The sequence below is a fragment of the Shewanella sp. UCD-KL12 genome (assembly GCF_001957125.1).
GTDB lineage: Bacteria > Pseudomonadota > Gammaproteobacteria > Enterobacterales > Shewanellaceae > Shewanella.
On the sequence record NZ_MPHJ01000001.1, the window covers coordinates 139,535 to 158,139 of the forward strand.

Consider the following 18,605-nt stretch of genomic DNA (forward strand, 5'->3'; position numbering starts at 1 on the left):
GTAAAGCGTAAAAGAGTAGAGAGTAAAAAAGGCGCTTTAAGCGCCTTTTTTATTAGGAGCGTTATTGGACAATTGAATAAACTAGCTGCTGCCCTCTATCTGACAGTGCGCCAAACAGGAGCAGGTTATTTATAATAATCATGCAAGCGAGTATGACTCTAAAGCTGACTTTCTGCGATTTGTGCCTTAAATATTGCTGTGCGATTAACGCCCCAGGCCAGCCGCAGCAAAGCGCGAGTAGCTGTAAGGTACGCTCTTTTATTCGCCATTGACCTTTGATAGCTGCAGACTTATCTCTGGCATAGGCAAGAAAGGTGATAAAGCTTACGCTTAAATAGACGTACAAAACTGTCAAAGGCAGTTTGTCGAGCATAGCGCTAACAGTAAGGCCGGCTAAAAACAGCAGTGCTGCGCCGACCTTGATTTTTTGATTCATAAGAGTGTGCTTAAGAGTATTGATTCACTTCAGTCTATCAGAAGTACTCCACCTCTAGCTCGTAGATCTCAGCGCGTAATTCATCTGATTCATATTTTGCTATTAAGGCAAAATCATCACGATAGAGATCGACCATATCGAAGTTATCGCTGGCATCTGTGTATTGCTTTAGCAGCGATTGTTTATTAGTAGGTAAACCTAAACCCTTAATTGATGAGTAGTAGCTCTCAAGTGAATCTTCTTGTGCAAAAACAGCGGGTGATACACGTAATTTTGTCAGCTTGTCATCCTGAAACTGCACTTGTAGGTGATTGCCAAGCAGCCACCACACTCCAGAGCCTGAGATGTTTAGGCGGCTCATCGCTGGGTAAATATCTTGCAACTCTTCTAGGCTAGGTTGTCTGCTCTTATTGAGGTTGAGCAGTGATTCAAGCTGATTAAGTTGTGACTTTGTCGGCGTATTAGGGGTATAGCTTTTATGACTAACATTAGATTTGAGCTGATATTGAGTGAGTAAAGCAACTGGCTCCTCCATGCTTGAAGGGTGGAATAGATCAAAGCTTAATTTCAGTTGTGTATCTTGATGGGACATTGAGATGAAGTTAGTACCCACCAAGTTATTGGTTTGTTCTAGCTGATTTATTACTTTATCAATGCTGGTTTTTTGAGGGATGGTGCCATTTACTTTCCAACTAATATCATCAAAGCCATCTCTTGGTTCGATAAGGTTACGACCATAAGCGCTCATATAAGGAGACTGGCTTCTCACCTCTATCAGCTGGTGGTCAGAAAATATAAACCAGTGGGAGCGACCATAGCCCCACACAGCCATATCATCCTCTAAAGTAATTTCAATACTAGGTGGTCCAAGCCGCTCGCTGACTTGTTCACTCTTTGCCCCTAAATTTAATCCATATACACCAGTATTGAGCGAGACTTCAGCGGGTGGGACTTGGATATTCTTGGCCAAGATTGCCGGCGACTCATCGACTGGCAGCTCCATGGTATAGGCATAGCTGAAACTTTTTATCTGATAACCTTGAGCATTAAACTTGGTTCGCTGACTGGTGAGGCTTTTGTCTGATGAACAAAGCTTGAATAGTTTAGCTTCTAGGTGGGTCGTGAGCCGAGTGAATGATTTGTCATAACTGCTTCTCGACTTGGTATAGTTAACCTCGAGCTTTTTAGTGGCGTTGGTGACATGGTTGTTCACCTTAGTCAAAGCAACGGCATCTGCGCCTTGTTCGCTCGCTTGGACTTGCAGTGCTTTTAGGGCTTGTTTAAACGCTTGGCTTTCTTCCGGTGCGCCATCATCTACATAGTCACCAGCAACCACTTCGATGGTTAATGGTGGAAGGCTTTTATCGATACAGCTCGGTTGATAATCTAAAAGTGTGGCCAATGTTTCAGCTTGGGTTGAAGTCGATAGAGAGGCTAAAAATGCCATTGTGGTAAGACTGGATAGAAAAAATCTATGTGTGTTCACTGGTTAGCCCTTAAGTCCTTTTAATGTAACCATTTTTCACTAGCTGGCTACATGTGTCAATGGCTTAATTTGTAACCTTGAATAGCTGAAAACGATATTGATGATTAGCCGTAAATAAAAGTATAACCATGCGAACCAACTGTAGCGCCAGCAACGGCAACTAAACTTAAACTCAGCAATAATATGTGCATGTTATGGACTAAGTTAAAGGTCTTTTCACTATCTTGCGCTGCTTTTTTATGGAACCACTGATGTAGAAAGAGGGGTTCTAAAACAAAAAGAACTAAGGTGAATATTGCCCAAACCAACGTCATTAAGTGCATCCACCAAAATTGTGGATATAAGTAGCGATCCCAACCATTGATGATTTCTAACATGACATAGCCAGAGATCCCTGTGGCTAAAGTGACAAACTTAGCTTGGAAGGAGAACTTGCTCTCTAACTGCTCAAACAGTTCGAGTCGCTTCTCGGCTGAGGTGAGCTGTTTGATCGCAGGCAATAAAATAGTGGTCACAAACGCTACTCCCCCAATCCAGAGTACAACCCCTAAAACATGGATGGCTCTAGCAATAACAAAATAGTGATGTTGTTCCATAATCAATGCTTCCATAGACAGTAATGCTAATAATATGTATTTACAATACAGGTTATAGGTGCTTGCTGCTATGGCATAAGTCAAACTTTGAGCTTTTTCTGTTGCGTGTTGAATGCGTTGAGCATTCCAATGCAACAGCTTTCATAACTACTAGTGCTGACAGTGCGCATTTACAGCTTTCATAGCGACTAATGCTGACAATGTGCATTTACAGCTCAAGCGATAAGTGCTTGCTTCTATGGCATCAGTCAAATTTATTCGGAGCTATTCTGTTTATGCTCGGCCTCTTTTCGATAGCTTTCGCCCTGCAAGGGCATTTTGTCCAAGTAGATATAAGTTACAGGCACCTGCTGTTAATTCAATCGCTTGCAGTAGATAGAAATAAGTGTCGAACTGGCCAGCCTGAGCCCAATTGTTAAGCACAATTGCAGCGGGAAGTAATATCAGTAAGCCATTGGCTGCCGCAAGTTTCATTCTGAGCATTTTTTGTTTAATTAATTTGTTGTGTCTTCCTTTAGTTAAAAGATTTCCCGTGATACCTGTCAGAGCCATTGCTGGGATTAAAATGAATAACCCAGGAAATAAAATACTCGCTTTTACTTGGGCTACCGTTTGTAAGCTTCCGAGCAGCTCACTCAATAAGCTAGCGGTGAAGAATGTGACGATACATAACGTCGCTAGAGTTGCTGCTGTTAGATGAATTTTAAGTTTCATAGGTTTGCCTCTGACAATGTTTAAAAGCGATACGTTTATAATTGACAGTGTATTGTCAATGTCTGCAGTCTAGGATATTTGACAGTAGGTTGTCAATAGTGACAGCGTGTTGTCGTATTTGTGTTTCCTTGTTATAGTCAGAGACAGAAATAGAAAATGAATCCAATCGAGCATGAGCTGCGGTGGATAAATTACGAGAAGATAGATGGCTGAAGATGAAGGCTTTACGCAACTAGTATTAAGTGTATTTAGGCTTAATGGCTTATTAATCAACGAAGGTGATGCACTGAGTCAGCCTTTTGGGCTAACGAGTGCGCGCTGGAAAGTGTTAGGGGCTATTGAGCACTGTGCACAAACAGCTTCTGAAATTGCTCGAACCATGGGGCAGACGCGTCAAAGTGTACAGCGGATCGCTAATGAATTAGAGAAGCTTGAAATTGTTTGCTTTGAAGATAACCCGAGTCACAAGACAGCTAAGTTAATTGCAAGAACGCCCAAAGGCGCAGAGTTATTCGAAAAGCTCTCTTTGCTGCTTCCTGATTGGAGTGCATCAGCCTTGGAAGGTATTTCTGAAGAGGAGTTAGCGATCACGCTGAAAGTGATCACTAAGCTAGTTACTCATTTCGATCAGACTTGATTGTTGTCAGATTTCTTAGCGGACTGTTTGTTTTAGCTATTCTTAGCAGGCTTAGCGGATATCCAAAGTTTTATATGTCCTTTTACCACTACGATACCTTGGTCATCATAAGCGGTGACAGGCACTAGCAGATCACCTTCAACCCAGTCTTCTGGTTTGACTTCGGCGACACAGCGAATATCACTGCCCGCTTTGGCGGTATAGTCCACAGACATGCCTTTAGGGATCCACCTTAAATGATGAGGGATAGAGGCTTCAGCCATCACGCCCATCGCCATCTCAAGCCCATTACAGATAGCAATCACATGGACTGTTTTAATATGGTTATGTACGGCGTTGCGCTTTTTGACAAAACATTCACAGTAGTTTGGCTTTAATTCAGTGATCAGCGGTCTAATGGTACCGAAATAGGGGGCCATGCGAGCGACCATGATAGAGAAGATCTTGTTACCAAAAGGAAAGCGAGTGACCTTGTTATACAGCGCCATAACTTTAGTGGGTTTATTCTGGGTCATCTTATTGTGCCTTTATCATGTCGGGCTAAATATCATCAGCTTGTTCTGGTCGGATGAGTCAAGGTTATCTCGATAACATAAAAGTAACAAGCTGAATTTTTATCTGAGCAGACACAAGCTTAAAAGCGCAATGAGCTTAATAAATTAAAATGAATCAAAGTTCATTTTCCTTTATTGGATCCTGACCCGTATAATCTCAGCTTCATTAATGAAAGCTATTAACCAAATAGGGCTAAAAATTGAATTATCTGCTTACCTACCTCAAAGGTATGGCAATGGGTGCTGCTGATGTAGTCCCAGGTGTCTCAGGTGGAACTATTGCATTTATTACAGGTATTTTAGATACCTTGCTCGACAGTATTCGTCGTATTAATCCGAGCTTGATTAGTGTGATAAAAGAACGGGGAGTAAAGGGAGCGTTTCATTATATCAATGGTCCCTTCTTAGTATGTGTATTTGGTGGCATATTAACGAGCATTTTTACCCTATCAAAAATTATCTCCTACCTACTTGTTAATCACCCAATCCCGGTCTGGTCCTTCTTCTTTGGGCTCATCTTGATCTCTGTTGTTCATATGCTCAAACAGGTCAAAGGTTTCTCGGCTGTGCGGATCATGCTGTTTGGCCTCGGGGTGCTCTTTGCCTGGGGGATAACTATGCTCAACCCTATCTCATTGGAGATGACCTATTTAAACGTATTTATCGGCGGTAGTATCGCTATCTGCGCCATGCTGTTGCCTGGGATCTCAGGGAGCTTTATTCTACTTTTATTGGGCTTGTATCCTTCGGTACTCGCAGCAGCAAAAAATTTAGATATTACAGTACTGGCTATCTTTGCATCGGGTTGTGTTGCAGGCTTACTGACATTTAGTCATCTGCTTTCTGCACTACTTAGAAAGTTTCATGACGCGACGTTGATTTTCCTTACGGGTTTAATGCTGGGGACGCTAGGCAAAATCTGGCCATGGAAAGAGGTGGTTAGCTGGCGAGAGAATTCAGCTGGAGAGCAGGTTCCCCTGCTAGAGCAAAACCTTTCGCCTATGCAGTTTGAACAAATAACTGGCCAGCCTGCAAATATTGCTTGGGCCATTGCAGCGTTATCTTGTGGTATTTTGTTGGTATGGGGAATGGAAATAATTGCCGGGCGTAATGCGGAACCTGATGAAAACAATCAAAATAAAGAGGGGTAATTGAGTGAAACTAGTCCTTATTGTCACCGCACTGCTTGGTATTTCAGCCTGTGCAACCAATATCAATTTCGACATGAGTAACGATGAGCAGACTCCTGTTGAAGGCGCGCCAGCCCAAGATGCTATGGTTGAAAATAACCAGCGTATTATTGACGATGCACGGGAGCGCGGTGAGCTAGAGCGCAAATAGTCGCAAGCTTCTCAATAGAAGTAGGTCCTTCGGGACCTGCTTATCTTATTAGCCTGCCTGTCGACTATTATCTACCTGCTTCTTGTCGTAATACTCAAAGGGGAACAGGTTACGAATTCTTTGGGTGATACCATCCCTGACATTTGCTGATACATGTAACCTTACTGCGCCTGATAGCTTTTCACACCTAACTGAACAGGTGAGCTTTTCAGCCTTGGCTATCGCTCGACAATCTTTTTGAAATTTCTCTGGGATCTTACCTTTGTGGGATTTAAGTTTGCCATCTTTAAAGTGCATCTCAAAAATGGTGAGCCCTTTTTTTCCACTAAAGATTAGTTTGTAAGCGATGAAAAGCCCAACAACGATAAAGAGTACTTTTAAAAAGGTCGGTGTCATCTCAAATTTCCTTATGCCTGTTTGATTAACAATACGCTTGTCAGGGAATATTTTAAAGTCTGATAGCGCACACTTTTCGTTTGAATTGTTAGACTAAGTAAGTTTACTTGTTTAACCGTGATAGTGAGCTATGATTGTAGATTAGGACGTAGCAATACAAGGATGTTATATGTTTATATCAAATGCACAACGCTGGGCTACAATTTGTGAGCGCCAAGCTGAAATCATTGAAAACCTATCAAAAACATTTCCTGAACGTAGAGAGAATCACAGCGATCTAGGGATCTGCTGGCGACGTCTAGGCGATCAAGTGAGCCGTGGTCAGTCTATAAATACGCTGGATTCATTTAATAAGTAACGTTACTCATTACTGATGTATCTTGTTCTTAGTATAAAAAAACCGCCTAGATGGCGGTTTTTTTGATCGTGAATAAAGCGCTAGAAGGCATAGCTAGCAGTAGCCAATACCGTACCATCATTCTGCCATGGGCCGTCTTTAATGATGTTGTCATCACTTAAGTTAGTGTCTATCCAAGCAACCGATAAGCCCACACCACCGAGCTCTGTAGAGATCCCTATCGAGTAGTCATAGTAATCTTCGCCCCAATCTAGATCTGCACCATCCCCATAGCTGTAACCAGCATGGGCATCTATGCTCCAGTTATCGGCAAACTCAAACGAGTAGTTAAGCTCTGAATAGTGCAGTGATACGTCGGCATTAGCATAGTCATTGGTATACCACTGGGCGAAATGGAAGCCTGCATAATAGAAGCCCACATTAGCTTCTAGATACTTAGTGCTTTCGTCTTGCCCTGGATAAGTGTAATAGGTCAGAGTGACATCATATTCAAACTCTTCATCCTCACCAATCGCTCCCCAATAACCAGCGTAAACATCGATCTCAATATTTGAGTCGTAGCTTTCATCATCAACGTTACTTCCCCAAGCGCCGAAGAAAAAACCACTTTCTGTGCTGTAATCTATGCCTGCTTGTAGAGCAAAGTCTCCAGCCGTTTGTGATACGCCGCGAAAGCGGTAATCGTTGGTGACACTGACTTCACCAGATACCTCTGCTTGGGCAAGAGGAGTGATTAGCGCAGCAGCTAAGGTTAGGCTGGTAAGTTGGGCAATCCGTTTTTTATTGAAGTTTTTATACACGGTAGTTTCTCCATTTCGTGGTTTTGAAATAATGGTTTTGACATATTTTTGTTGAAATAATGGTGTACATTTTTGTGTTGAAATATCCCTTAAAACAACAAAGGGGGGGCCAAACATCAGTTCACTGCACTGAGACCACATGGCGACGGTTTTAAAATCGTGATGTTACTTTTACTGACTGTTTTACTATCTCTTTTAATGAGTGACTAAAGCCAGATAGTCACTTTGACTCGAATACCACGTAGATTTTTTTACATGGTTCGGTGACTTGCCATGAACCGCTAAATCCTGCGGGTATGACAAATCTGTCTCCTTTGTTGACAGTCATTGAGTTGCCATTCTTATCGGTAATGACACTGCAGCCCTCGAGGATCTCGCAGTATTCGTGTTCACTGTAATTGACTCTCCAGTGACCGATTTCGCCTTGCCAGATACCGCTATTCATCTGATCGCAAGGGCTGGCATAGTGATTAGTTACCTCCTGATGAGGTGCCCCGTTGATAATCTTATCTTCAGCAGGAAGATATTTTTCAGTCTCATTAACTGCCGTAGCAAAATTTACGATGGCATTGATGTTAATGCTCATAGTGTTAGCCCCATATTTTCTCGATATGACTTAGAATTGAGTGACTCATATATTGCAGCTAAGGAGTGACATTTTAGTCACTCCTTCAAGTGAGTTACTTCATTGTTGGCATAACGAACTCGGCCTTGGCATCTTTCGCTTTAGGCCAACGGGCGGTGATTGCTTTACGTTTGGTGTAAAAACGAACGCCGTCAGGACCGTGCATATGTAGAGGACCAAACAGTGAGCGTTTCCAGCCGCCAAAGCTGTGAAAAGCCATAGGAACGGGGATAGGCACGTTAACGCCAACCATACCCACTTGCACGTGATGACAGAAGTGGCGTGCAGCTTCTCCACTTTGGGTGAATATCGCTGTGCCGTTACCAAATTCATGATCGTTGATGAGTTCAAGGGCTTCTGCATAATCCTTTACTCGCACAATAGCGAGTACCGGACCGAAGATCTCCTCTTTATAGATGCTCATCTCAGGGGTGACATTATCGAATAGGCAGCCGCCAAGAAAGTAACCTTGCTCATGATCGGCAACACTTAGCTGTCGTCCATCGGCAACTAAGGTGGCGCCTTCTGCTACTCCGGCATCAACATAGCCTCTGACTTTATCTAAGTGTTGGGCTGAAATAAGTGGACCCATATCCATATCTGGTAATACGCCATTACCAACACGCAGTGCGGCAATTTGTGGCAGTAGCTTTTCAACTAGCGCATCACCAGAGTCACCTACAGCTAAGACAACAGAGATTGCCATACAGCGTTCACCTGCTGAGCCAAAGGCTGCGCCCATTAATGCGCCTACCGCTTGGTCCATATCTGCATCTGGCATCAGTAGCATATGGTTTTTAGCGCCGCCCAAGGCTTGAACGCGTTTGCCATGTTTAGACGCGGTTTCGTAGATATATTCTGCAATCGGTGTCGAGCCGACAAAACTCACGGCTTGAATATCTTTGTGGGTCAGTAATGTATCTACCGCCTCTTTATCGCCGTTAACCACATTGAATACACCATCGGGAAGCCCCGCTTCAGTCAGCAGCTCAGCGATACGCATCACTGAACTTGGATCTTTCTCTGAGGGCTTCATGATAAAGGTGTTACCAGCTGCTATGGCGATGGGGAACATCCACATAGGCACCATGACTGGGAAGTTAAATGGCGCGATACCCGCAACGACACCTAAAGATTGATTAACATGCCAAGCATCAACACCATTGCCTACCTGTTCCGTGTGTTCACCCTTTAATAGGTGAGGGATGCCACAGGCAAACTCAACGACCTCTAATCCGCGAATGATTTCGCCTTTAGCATCATCGAGTACCTTGCCATGCTCGCGGGTGATAAGCTCAGCCATCTCATCCATATTGGCTTCAATTAGCGCTTTGAACTTAAATAGCACACGGGCACGATTGAGCGGAGAGACCTGAGACCAGCTTTTGTGGGCTTTCTTTGCAAGCTCGATTGCACCATCGACTTCAGCTGCACTAGCAAGGGATACACTTGCTTTTTGCTCGCCAGTAGCGGGTTCAAATACTTGGCTACTGCGCTCACTCGGTGCGGTATGTTGGCCATTAATGTAATGGTTAATCACTTGATTATTAACAACTTGCATAAACATCAATCCTGTCTGTTAATTGCAGCCTTCGGCGATGCCAAAGGCTGATGTAAAGTTCAATTACCTTGAATTTGAATCACTTTGAGTTAGACGTATTTGTCGATCCCTTTCAGTGAGTGCTAATCAGCAGCTCTGATAGCATCACCTAAGGTATTGACGATCTGGTCTATCTCTTGTTTATCGATGATTAAAGGTGGGGAGATGGCAATAATATCTGCGGTAGCCCTGACTAATGTGCCGTTAGCAAAGCAGCGTTCAAATACATCAAAACCACGTTTACCGATGCCTTTGCTGCTAGGAGAAAATTGAACAGCACCGACTAAGCCTGTATTGCGGATATCGATAACATTAGGCAGGCCTTTGAGGCTGTGCATAGCATCTTCAAAATAGCCCTCTAGCTCACGGCTTCGATCAAATAACTTTTCATTATGGTAGATATCTAATGTCGCCAAGGCCGCTGCCGCTGCAACCGGATGGCCTGAATAGGTATAACCATGAAAAAGCTCTATGCCATCGGGGCCTTGCATACAAGCATCGTAGATCTTGTCATGGATCATCACAGCGCCCATGGGGATAGCCCCGTTATTGAGAGCTTTTGCGGTAGTGATTAAGTCAGGTGTCACATTCCAGCGCTGGCTGGCAAAAGCATCGCCAACACGACCAAAGGCGGTGATCACCTCATCAAAGATAAGTAATATGCCGTGCTTTTGAGTGATCTCGCGTAGACGTTTGAGATACCCTTCAGGCGGTAAGATGACGCCTGCAGAACCCGACATAGGTTCAACAATCACAGCGGCAATATTCTCTGCACCGTGTAGAGCAACAAGTTGCTCTAATACTTCAGCTTTCTCGGCGCCAGTTTGCGGCAAGCCTTTGTTAAAGGCATTTTGCTGCATATCTAATGTGTGAGGAAGATGGTCAACTCCAGGGAGTAGTTGTTGGCTAAAGGTTTTACGGTTACCGCCTATACCGCCGACAGAGATGCCACCAAATCCAACGCCGTGATAACCCAGCTCACGGCCAATAAAACGGGTTCGAGTCGCTTCGCCATTGGCTCTATGGTAGTTAATGGCAATTTTTAAGGCACTATCAACAGATTCTGAGCCTGAGTTGGTAAAGAACACCTTATTTAAGCCATCAGGACTTATCTGAGCTAAACGCTCGGCAAGCTCAAAGGCGAGGGGGTGGCCCATCTGAAATGAAGGTGCATAATCCATATGATGGATCTGTTTACTAACAGCTTCAGAGATCTCTTTTCTACCGTGACCTGCATTACAACACCAAAGCCCTGCAGTACCATCGAGTACTGGTCTGCCCGCTGTGTCTTTGTAGTACATACCTTCGGCTTCAGCGAGTAACCTAGGATTAGCTTTAAACTGCCTATTGGCTGTAAAAGGCATCCAGTAATGCTCTAAAGATTGCTTTTCGCTTGTCGCTTGATGTTGATTATCTGCCATATCATCTACCCTAATCCGTTATTAGTTGTTTTTCTGAGCGGTTGATATTTTTCATGCTATGTCAGAAATAACGAACATGAAAGCTTTTTGTTCATTTATTTATAGCAAAAAAGCACTTTTTGTAAAATATATTGAATTTTGATTGAAGTCTCACCCATTTAAGGCGTAATCTGACCACCTACTTATCAAATGTTAAGCATATTACCCATCAAGAGGTCATCATGAGTACACCGAACAATCTCAAGCAGTGGCAGAGCCTAGCCGACAGACTTATTTCCAATAATGAGATCCAGGCTAATGCCTTTATCGATGGTGAGTACCTTACATCTGTATCAGGAGAGCGCTTCGATTGTGTGAGTCCGATTGATGGCCGTGTGTTGTGCCAAGTCTCGAGTTGTGATCTTGAAGATGCCAATCTAGCAGTAACGAATGCTAGGCAGACGTTTGACTCAGGTGTTTGGTCAGAACTTGCGCCAGTAAAGCGTAAGCAGATAATGATACGTTTTGCCGAGTTACTTGAACAACATCAGGATGAGTTGGCCCTATTAGAGACGTTAGATATGGGTAAACCCATTCGTTATTCTGGTGCTGTCGATGTGGCAGGCGCCGCCCGAGCTATTCGTTGGTCCGGCGAAGCTATTGATAAAATTTATGATGAGATAGCGCCCACCGCTCACAACGAAATCGGTATGATCACCCGTGAACCTGTTGGTGTTGTTGCGGCTATTGTGCCGTGGAACTTTCCTATCTTGATGGCGTGCTGGAAACTCGGCCCAGCGTTAGCAACGGGTAATAGTGTTGTCCTTAAACCATCTGAAAAATCACCGCTTACCGCAATTCGTATGGCGCAGATAGCTCTTGATGCTGGTATCCCAAAAGGTGTGCTTAACGTATTGCCTGGATTTGGTCACACTGTTGGTAAGGCTTTAGCCCTACATATGGATGTCGATACCTTGGTTTTCACCGGCTCAACTAAGATAGCTAAACAGTTGATGATCTACGCGGGTGAGTCAAACATGAAGCGCGTTTGGTTGGAGGCGGGTGGTAAGAGCCCAAATATCGTCTTTAATGATGCACCTAATCTACAAAAAGCCGCCGAGGCCGCCGCTGCGGCCATCGCCTTTAACCAAGGCGAGGTCTGCACTGCAGGTTCTCGCCTGCTGGTGGAGGAGGGGGTTAAAGATGAGTTGCTCACATTGATAGCCAAAGAGATGCAGGCTTGGCAGCCGGGGCATCCACTAGATCCTGCGACTACGTGCGGCGCAGTAGTGGATAAACAACAGTTAGATAATGTACTGAGTTACATTAAATCAGGTATCGATGAAGGTGCAAAGCTGGTTCAAGGCGGTGAGCAGGTGATGGCTGATGGTGGTGGCGTCTATGTAGAGCCAACGATTTTTAGTGATGTGAACAATCAGATGACGATAGCTAAAGAGGAGATTTTTGGCCCGGTACTATCAGTGTTAAGCTTCGATGGCATGGAGCAAGCTATCGAGATTGGCAATGACAGTATCTATGGCCTAGCTGCTGGGGTGTGGACATCTGATATTAGTAAAGCACATAAGACTGCTAAGGCGCTACGCAGTGGTATGGTGTGGATTAATCATTACGATGGCGGTGATATGACAGCCCCATTCGGTGGTTATAAGCAATCGGGTAATGGCCGTGACAAGTCACTGCATGCATTTGATAAGTACACTGAAATAAAAGCGACTTGGATTATGTTGGACTAGGTGTTTAAGGTTCGAGGAGCTAGGCCCTAGATACTAGAACCTAGGGACTAACTTAAAAAAGCCCGCTAGCTTATGCTCGCGGGCTTTTTTTGTCGCTAATATTCGTGCGCCAGACTACTTACTTTCTGGACTGAACCTTTCCATGACGACAGCGCAGACGGCATCACCTGTAATGTTCAGTGAGGTGCGGATCATGTCAAATATGCGGTCTAGTGCGAACAAGAGTGGCAGACCGTCAATGGGGATCCCCGCGGCAAGTAACACGGCGACAACGAGAAAAGAGGGCCCAGGGACACCAGCTTGGCCTATCGCGCCCAATGTTGAGGTGAAGATGATAGCGACATAGGCGGTCATGGTGAGATCGATATGATACATCTGTGCGAAAAACATGGCGACTAAACCATAATAGATGGCGTTACCAGTCATGTTGATAGTCGCGCCCAGTGGCAATACAAACGCTGTGGTGGCCTTTGAGACATTGAGCTCCTTTTCACAGGTCTCCATAGTAACGGGCAACGTAGCCATCGATGAGGCGGTTGATAATGCCATCGCTTGGGTTTTTTTCATTGCCGAGACAAACTTTATGGCTGGTACGTTTGAGAAAAACTTCACCACCAAAGGAAAGAAGATAAAGCCATAGATAATAATCGCCACGACGAATACTACGAACAACTTGAGTACGACCTCAAGGGCTTGAAAGCCGAATGTGCCTACAGACTCAGCCATTAGTCCGAATACACCAATAGGCGCAATGATCATCACGCAATTGATCATCCAGACAAACGCTTCAACAATAGTGTTAAGGCCGCTGATAAGTGGTTTAGCCCCATCGCCTTTAACTTTACTCAACGCAATACCGAAGAAAATGCAGAACACCAAGATCTGTAGAATATTCCCTGAGGTCATAGATTCAAATACATTGGTCGGGATCATCCCAATAAAAGTATCCATGGCACTTGGCAGCGCACCTTGCTCTGCAGTGACTTGGGTTAGCGATTGATTCTGCGTACTAAAATCTATGCCAGCCCCAGGTTTGAAGATATTGCCCATCACTAGCGCCAGTGTAACGGCAACACCTGAGGTCAAAATAAAGAAAGCAAACGTGCCAATACCGATTTTACCAGCGGATGGGCTGTTACCTAAGCTTGCGGCGCCAGCGATAATGGATACAACGACTAAGGGGATGACTAGCATCTTAATCAGATGAATAAAGATGGTGCCTAAAGGGCCAAATATAGCGGCGCTTTCGCCCATATAGAGGCCGACTAAGGCGCCAATTATCATGGCGATAACCACCTGAAGCCCTATGTTATTAAATAATTTTCTATCTCGAATAGCCACGTTAACCCCATTATTGAATTGGAACTGATCTGTTACGCTTTTTTGAAGGGGCGTAAAGTTATCACAGCAGAGTTTAAGACACTGTGAAACAGCACTTAACTAGGGGATTAATGTGATTAACTATTGTTTTACCTGGCTATGGGTAAGATATTCTCAATAAATGAGGGTAAAGTTTTGTTTATCTATAAACTGAGGCTGTATTTAGCAGGACTTATTTTGATATCTGTATTTGGTGTTGTTTTCTTAATCAAAGGGTGAGGGCTTCGAATGAAGCTTGATGACATTTTTTGTTGTTGGCTCATTTGATTAAGTGTGCCCTCCATCGTCACTCCGGCAATGCTTTTGAGCCGGAGTCTAGTGCTCTTTGCTATGTACTGGAGTGGGCAGCATTGATCAGCAGCCAATGCGCTAGTGTCTTTGCAAGACGCCGTAAAATCTTCCCTGATGGCTCTACTAAACCATCCATGGTTTAGAAGCTTGCACACCACAAAGCGCACAGGCTACTAGCGAGTGTATGGTATCGTTCAACTAACTCCTGCCCCAAAACGAGTTTACGTCAGCAATTCGTCCAATGCAGCATTAACCTCTTTGCAATATTTTTCTCATCAGTCGGAGAGGTCAGTGTTTGTGTTTTTATACAGCATTATTGGCTTTGTGCGGATAATCATCAAATTATGCGCAACCAGTTCACGGTTTACTATTGAGTGAAAACAAAAAGAAGAGTAAATTCAAGTAACTAAAAGTGTGCGGCCATAAAAAGTTGAGATAACAGGCAAGCAAAGTGTGCATGCGCGTTTACACCAAGAGTGTATTGGATACTATTCGACAGCTATTGAGTTATTGAGCTGTTTTTAATAGGCTTTTATCAATGAGTTGAGCGCACGCTTTCCCAAGAGGGCTTGGCAAAACGCGCAAGCCGTATATAAAAATGTTATAAGGCTTGCAATTGATATTCAGCACTAAAAAAGTTTTGGTCTCAATCTTTGCAACTCCGATTGTAGTTTGCATTGGCTATTATCTTTATTGCCTATCAGATTCTAGATATTCTTTTGAAGAAATGGACCTTAACAATAACGGTTATGTCTCTTTTCTAGAAGCAATGTATGTTAGTGAGTCCTTCGAAGTCGAAGTGATTTTAGAAGGCAAGAAATGCATCGAGTATGTTGCATTTAAAGATGGCCACGTCTTAAAGCAAGTGTGTGCCTTATAACAAGGCAATTTAAACGGAACTAAAACAGTGTGCCATGTTTCGTTCCTCAACAAGTTTGGCACACAATTTTAGTCCGCTTAATGTGGGCGTTAGCAGTACAGAAAAGGAGTTCAGTTTGAGTTCGATATTAGAGATCATAAATAGCTATACACCATTTGAGCAAAGCTTGATTGGTTCGGCTGTATTTTTATTTTCTTCTTGGTTATTTAGAGTTATTTTTAATAAAGCTAAAAGTAGTGGGAAGGTATTCTTTAAAGAGTACTCAAAAATTGATGTGGTTAAACATACCCTTCATAAAGAATATATAAATACTAACAATATGCAGTTTTCAACTTTTGGTTCCGCTATTGCTTTACTTCACGCTAGTCGTTGGCTAATAAGAGCCTTATTAATCTTTATATTTTTCTCTGGGTTATCATCAATTTTAAATGGTGACTGGCTGTTTGTTGCTGCATCTTGGTTTTGTTTTAACTGTGTTCTTGAAGCAAATAATTGGGTAAAAGACTCTAGTAGTGAAAAGAGTGTTGCGCATGTTCCTGAAGACATCAAAAATGAACTTTACGACAAATTTAAGCCGCAACTTAATAGTGAAGTGCAAAGTACTGCTAACAAGTAAATCAACAAGGACACGTAACAGTTGGCTACGTTTCGCTTCGCTACACAATTTTAGCCAACCATTACTTAGCCTGTTATTTGGGCGTTAGCTGTTTTCTGGAGTTTGAATGGATAAATCAATTATTGTTTTTGGAACTGTTTTTGCGGCATTTATTGCAGGAGTATTTTCATTTTTTAATTTGGTTAATAGTAAGGAGCAAAAAGTATCTGAATTTAGGCAGGCGTGGATTGATTCATTTCGTGGTGAAGTTTCTCTTCTAGTTTCATCTGTTGCATATATCTCATTTTACTATCAATCAATTCGAGAAACTCCACCTCAAACTCAAGATATTGAAGAGTCTTACAAAGATTATGTTGCTGCTTGTGCCGGTTTAATTACGCGATTAAATGCTCAAGATCCAGATATTCGAACAAAACATACAAATTCTATGTTTTTAGAAACATTAACCGAATTAAGAGATAGTTTTAATAATCAAAAATATTCTGAAGTTCATGTTCTATCTAAACATTTAGTCGAAAACTCAAAGCCACTTCTTAAGGCTGAATGGGAAAGAGTTAAAATAGGAGAGAAGGGCTATAGAAAAAACAAGAGGATCGCTTTAGGGTTATGCTTAGTCGGCCTATTGGCTACAGCAGTTTTTGCTAGGTACTTATATGTAGCATCCCCTATAATAAACAGCTAACAAGGTATTTAAACGGAACAAAAAACAGTGGGTTACGTTTCGCTTCGCTACACATTTTAACCCACTATTTTTGTCCGCTTAATGCGGCGTTAAATGGCAAGGATGGCATGAAGACACTTCAGCAGAAAAATGATGAGCATTCGAAATTGATCGCTAAGGAAAGGCATAGTGCGGTCTATTTGGCTCTGGCATTATTTCCAATATTTGTAATTTTTGGCTATGACTTCTATCGAGGGTTCGTTGGCGCTGAAGCTCTTGGCTTTCATCCAGGACTTGTAGTGCTTGGTTCTTTGCTCTTTGCTTTACCACTTCTGGCAATTGGGCAAATGCTCATACTTCCATCTTGGCTCAAGCTGACTTCATATGTATGTATTCAAATCTTATTCGCCTCATTGTGGTTTCTCGATGGATTTTTATGGCTTGCATTAATTCCCCTGATTGTAGTTTTTGGCATACTACAGTACCAATTGCCTGTAATTCGGAACTCCGTAGACCAGAATGAAAATGCCACTTAACAAGCTGCTAAATTCAGATTCACCAAGGCAGGCATGCCATTTGCTGAGCAAATCGCCCGCCAGCACATGGTTCACTTATTAGCAGGGCGTTATACCAAGAGTGAATTTTAGATGGATTTAGAAAACCCAGATAATATAGAAAAGTTAGAGAAAATCTTTATGCCGCATATGGCTAAAGGTAAAGAAAATCACGCTAGTGCAAATAATAAGTTTGTACATTATACATCTGCAGAAAATGCAATTAATATTTTAAATTCAAAGACCTTATGGATGAGAAGCCCTAGGTGTATGAATGATTACATGGAGATTTCATTTGGTCATCAACAGCTGGTGAAATTTTTTAATACCAAAGAACATAGACAAAGGTTTATAGCTGCACTTGACGATTATGAAGCAGGTATTGCTGAAGAAGTACTGAATCAATTTGATGAATGGTGGAACAAAATTCAGAATGACACCTTCATTGCTTCGATATCTGTACATCCAGAGTCAGAAGACTTGCATGGAAGACTTTCTATGTGGCGTGCATATGGTGAGCAGCCTGCCAAAGCAGCTCTTGTCCTTAATAACCCGCCAAAATCGAATAAAAATATTGGATTAATTCTAAGTCCTGCAGCGTATTTCACATATGAAGATCTTGAAAATGAGCTTTTAAATATTATCTCTTCAATCGAAGATAATATTGATTATTTGAAATCACTAGATAAACAAGCTGTTGTCGGCACTACAATAGTTTCTTTAATAATTTTAGCTGTATGCCTAAAACACCCTGGGTTTAAAGAAGAGCAGGAATGGAGAATTATTCATCTACCACAAATGACTAATCCAAATGGATGGATACAAAGTTCTGTTGAAACTATATCGGGTGTTCCGCAGGTAGTTTATAAAATTCCGTTAGAAAATGATGATGAACTTGAGATCACAGGTTTAGGTCTTCATGAACTAATTGATAAAGTTTTGATTGGCCCAACTCAATACCCACTGGCTGTATATGATGCTTTTTGTATCTCGATGAACGAGGCAGGAATAGAAGACCCTGTTTCTAAAATTACAGTATCAGATATTCCCTTAAGGACATGATTGTGAAGTCGGAAAGATGGTATAACAAGCAGCTGCAACCTGACTCCGCAAACTGTCACTTTTTGTGCGAAAACCACACAAAAATCGCCAGTTCGCTACGCAGTTGAGCTGGGCGTTACCGCATATCCGTTTGCCATATTTTCCCTAATGAGATTCATTACTCCAAGATTTTTAGCTCTAAATCATTTATGTCCATTAATGAGTTACAAGCTACGATATACTTGCTAGCAGGGTATCTGATTTGGGGCGTGCAAGCTTCGAAAAAAAGGATTTTTTCGCGGAGCTTACACGGACGTACTTGCGCGTCTTGCAAAGACACAGAGCAGGTGCTCTGCAACTACAATACAACCTAATAGTTTCAAGCTTAAAGGCTCTGGATCCCAGCCCAAAAGCATTGCTGGGATGACGATGATTGCTTAGATGTTAGATGTAAACTAGCTCGATTTTGTCCAAAAACATGCCAG

The 18,605-nt window shown here is 42.7% G+C and carries 20 protein-coding genes; 9 read left to right on the forward strand and 11 right to left on the reverse strand.

The genetic code is table 11. The features are described 5' to 3' along the window. Positions 1-61: 61 nt before the first annotated feature. The 4 genes from BM736_RS00640 to BM736_RS00655 form a co-directional block, all read right to left on the reverse strand. Positions 62-436, reverse strand: a complete 375-nt coding sequence (locus BM736_RS00640; protein ID WP_076407517.1) for a DUF1294 domain-containing protein — start codon at positions 434-436, stop codon at positions 62-64. Between the two features lie 37 nt (positions 437-473). Then, on the reverse strand, positions 474-1,922 hold the full coding sequence (locus BM736_RS00645; protein ID WP_143562286.1) for a hypothetical protein: 1,449 nt from the start codon (positions 1,920-1,922) through the stop codon (positions 474-476). Between the two features lie 104 nt (positions 1,923-2,026). Beyond that, on the reverse strand, positions 2,027-2,518 hold the full coding sequence (locus BM736_RS00650) for a hypothetical protein (protein WP_076409764.1): 492 nt from the start codon (positions 2,516-2,518) through the stop codon (positions 2,027-2,029). 273 nt (positions 2,519-2,791) lie between these two features. Beyond that, on the reverse strand, positions 2,792-3,232 hold the full coding sequence (locus BM736_RS00655) for a hypothetical protein (RefSeq protein ID WP_076407521.1): 441 nt from the start codon (positions 3,230-3,232) through the stop codon (positions 2,792-2,794). A 205-nt stretch (positions 3,233-3,437) separates the two neighbouring features. On the opposite strand from BM736_RS00655, the gene BM736_RS00660 reads away from it, so the two are divergent. Further along, positions 3,438-3,869, forward strand: coding sequence for a MarR family winged helix-turn-helix transcriptional regulator (locus BM736_RS00660; protein ID WP_076407523.1), 432 nt, complete (start codon positions 3,438-3,440; stop codon positions 3,867-3,869). Positions 3,870-3,901: 32 nt separating this feature from the next. Here the strand turns inward: BM736_RS00660 and BM736_RS00665 are convergent, their stop codons facing one another. Further along, positions 3,902-4,384, reverse strand: coding sequence for a hotdog fold domain-containing protein (locus tag BM736_RS00665; protein WP_076407525.1), 483 nt, complete (start codon positions 4,382-4,384; stop codon positions 3,902-3,904). A 239-nt stretch (positions 4,385-4,623) separates the two neighbouring features. Here BM736_RS00665 and BM736_RS00670 point away from each other — a divergent pair, with 239 nt between their 5' ends. Then, positions 4,624-5,574: a DUF368 domain-containing protein gene (locus BM736_RS00670; RefSeq protein WP_076407527.1), complete on the forward strand. Its 951-nt coding sequence runs from the start codon at positions 4,624-4,626 to the stop codon at positions 5,572-5,574. 4 nt (positions 5,575-5,578) lie between these two features. Next, complete coding sequence (locus BM736_RS00675) at positions 5,579-5,764, forward strand: hypothetical protein (RefSeq protein WP_076407529.1); 186 nt, start codon at positions 5,579-5,581, stop codon at positions 5,762-5,764. A 48-nt stretch (positions 5,765-5,812) separates the two neighbouring features. Here the strand turns inward: BM736_RS00675 and BM736_RS00680 are convergent, their stop codons facing one another. Next, the gene (locus tag BM736_RS00680) at positions 5,813-6,160 is read right to left on the reverse strand and encodes a DUF3634 family protein (protein ID WP_076407531.1); all 348 of its coding nucleotides are present in this window, start codon (positions 6,158-6,160) and stop codon (positions 5,813-5,815) included. A 169-nt stretch (positions 6,161-6,329) separates the two neighbouring features. Here BM736_RS00680 and BM736_RS00685 point away from each other — a divergent pair, with 169 nt between their 5' ends. After that, positions 6,330-6,518, forward strand: coding sequence for a hypothetical protein (locus tag BM736_RS00685; RefSeq protein ID WP_076407533.1), 189 nt, complete (start codon positions 6,330-6,332; stop codon positions 6,516-6,518). Positions 6,519-6,598: 80 nt separating this feature from the next. Here the strand turns inward: BM736_RS00685 and BM736_RS00690 are convergent, their stop codons facing one another. The 4 genes from BM736_RS00690 to BM736_RS00705 form a co-directional block, all read right to left on the reverse strand. Beyond that, positions 6,599-7,318 (reverse strand): TorF family putative porin, encoded by a 720-nt coding sequence (locus BM736_RS00690; protein WP_076407535.1) that lies wholly within the window; start codon positions 7,316-7,318, stop codon positions 6,599-6,601. A 220-nt stretch (positions 7,319-7,538) separates the two neighbouring features. Then, on the reverse strand, positions 7,539-7,904 hold the full coding sequence (locus BM736_RS00695; protein WP_218638742.1) for a cupin domain-containing protein: 366 nt from the start codon (positions 7,902-7,904) through the stop codon (positions 7,539-7,541). A 94-nt stretch (positions 7,905-7,998) separates the two neighbouring features. Continuing rightward, a complete protein-coding gene (locus tag BM736_RS00700) occupies positions 7,999-9,504 on the reverse strand; it encodes a CoA-acylating methylmalonate-semialdehyde dehydrogenase (protein ID WP_076407537.1) in 1,506 nt (501 codons plus the stop codon). A gap of 122 nt (positions 9,505-9,626) precedes the next feature. Continuing rightward, positions 9,627-10,964: an aspartate aminotransferase family protein gene (locus BM736_RS00705; RefSeq protein WP_076407539.1), complete on the reverse strand. Its 1,338-nt coding sequence runs from the start codon at positions 10,962-10,964 to the stop codon at positions 9,627-9,629. 221 nt (positions 10,965-11,185) lie between these two features. Between BM736_RS00705 and BM736_RS00710 the strand changes: the two genes are divergently transcribed. Beyond that, entirely contained in the window at positions 11,186-12,697 is a 1,512-nt protein-coding gene (locus BM736_RS00710; RefSeq protein WP_076407541.1) for an aldehyde dehydrogenase, read from the forward strand. A 114-nt stretch (positions 12,698-12,811) separates the two neighbouring features. On the opposite strand, the gene BM736_RS00715 is transcribed toward BM736_RS00710, so the two are convergent. Continuing rightward, positions 12,812-14,038, reverse strand: coding sequence for a dicarboxylate/amino acid:cation symporter (locus BM736_RS00715; RefSeq protein ID WP_372827967.1), 1,227 nt, complete (start codon positions 14,036-14,038; stop codon positions 12,812-12,814). A 1,325-nt stretch (positions 14,039-15,363) separates the two neighbouring features. Between BM736_RS00715 and BM736_RS00720 the strand changes: the two genes are divergently transcribed. The 4 genes from BM736_RS00720 to BM736_RS00735 all read left to right on the forward strand — a co-directional run bounded on the left by BM736_RS00720 (position 15,364) and on the right by BM736_RS00735 (position 18,141). Continuing rightward, entirely contained in the window at positions 15,364-15,864 is a 501-nt protein-coding gene (locus BM736_RS00720; RefSeq protein ID WP_076407542.1) for a hypothetical protein, read from the forward strand. 106 nt (positions 15,865-15,970) lie between these two features. Further along, positions 15,971-16,546, forward strand: coding sequence for a hypothetical protein (locus tag BM736_RS00725; RefSeq protein ID WP_076407544.1), 576 nt, complete (start codon positions 15,971-15,973; stop codon positions 16,544-16,546). Between the two features lie 107 nt (positions 16,547-16,653). After that, positions 16,654-17,061 (forward strand): hypothetical protein, encoded by a 408-nt coding sequence (locus BM736_RS00730; protein ID WP_076407546.1) that lies wholly within the window; start codon positions 16,654-16,656, stop codon positions 17,059-17,061. 111 nt (positions 17,062-17,172) lie between these two features. After that, complete coding sequence (locus BM736_RS00735; RefSeq protein ID WP_076407548.1) at positions 17,173-18,141, forward strand: DUF2971 domain-containing protein; 969 nt, start codon at positions 17,173-17,175, stop codon at positions 18,139-18,141. Positions 18,142-18,605: the final 464 nt, after the last annotated feature.

Bases quoted from the DNA above. Each gene is read 5' to 3' on its own strand.
- BM736_RS00680 (WP_076407531.1), bottom strand. From the start codon at position 6,160: ATGACACCGACCTTTTTAAAAGTACTCTTTATCGTTGTTGGGCTTTTC.
- BM736_RS00685 (WP_076407533.1), top strand. From the start codon at position 6,330: ATGTTTATATCAAATGCACAACGCTGGGCTACAATTTGTGAGCGCCAA.
- BM736_RS00730 (WP_076407546.1), top strand. From the start codon at position 16,654: ATGAAGACACTTCAGCAGAAAAATGATGAGCATTCGAAATTGATCGCT.
- BM736_RS00725 (WP_076407544.1), top strand. From the start codon at position 15,971: ATGGATAAATCAATTATTGTTTTTGGAACTGTTTTTGCGGCATTTATT.
- BM736_RS00650 (WP_076409764.1), bottom strand. From the start codon at position 2,518: ATGGAACAACATCACTATTTTGTTATTGCTAGAGCCATCCATGTTTTA.
- BM736_RS00665 (WP_076407525.1), bottom strand. From the start codon at position 4,384: ATGACCCAGAATAAACCCACTAAAGTTATGGCGCTGTATAACAAGGTC.
- BM736_RS00695 (WP_218638742.1), bottom strand. From the start codon at position 7,904: ATGAGCATTAACATCAATGCCATCGTAAATTTTGCTACGGCAGTTAAT.
- BM736_RS00710 (WP_076407541.1), top strand. From the start codon at position 11,186: ATGAGTACACCGAACAATCTCAAGCAGTGGCAGAGCCTAGCCGACAGA.
- BM736_RS00660 (WP_076407523.1), top strand. From the start codon at position 3,438: ATGGCTGAAGATGAAGGCTTTACGCAACTAGTATTAAGTGTATTTAGG.
- BM736_RS00705 (WP_076407539.1), bottom strand. From the start codon at position 10,964: ATGGCAGATAATCAACATCAAGCGACAAGCGAAAAGCAATCTTTAGAG.
- BM736_RS00735 (WP_076407548.1), top strand. From the start codon at position 17,173: ATGGATTTAGAAAACCCAGATAATATAGAAAAGTTAGAGAAAATCTTT.
- BM736_RS00700 (WP_076407537.1), bottom strand. From the start codon at position 9,504: ATGCAAGTTGTTAATAATCAAGTGATTAACCATTACATTAATGGCCAA.
- BM736_RS00655 (WP_076407521.1), bottom strand. From the start codon at position 3,232: ATGAAACTTAAAATTCATCTAACAGCAGCAACTCTAGCGACGTTATGT.
- BM736_RS00640 (WP_076407517.1), bottom strand. From the start codon at position 436: ATGAATCAAAAAATCAAGGTCGGCGCAGCACTGCTGTTTTTAGCCGGC.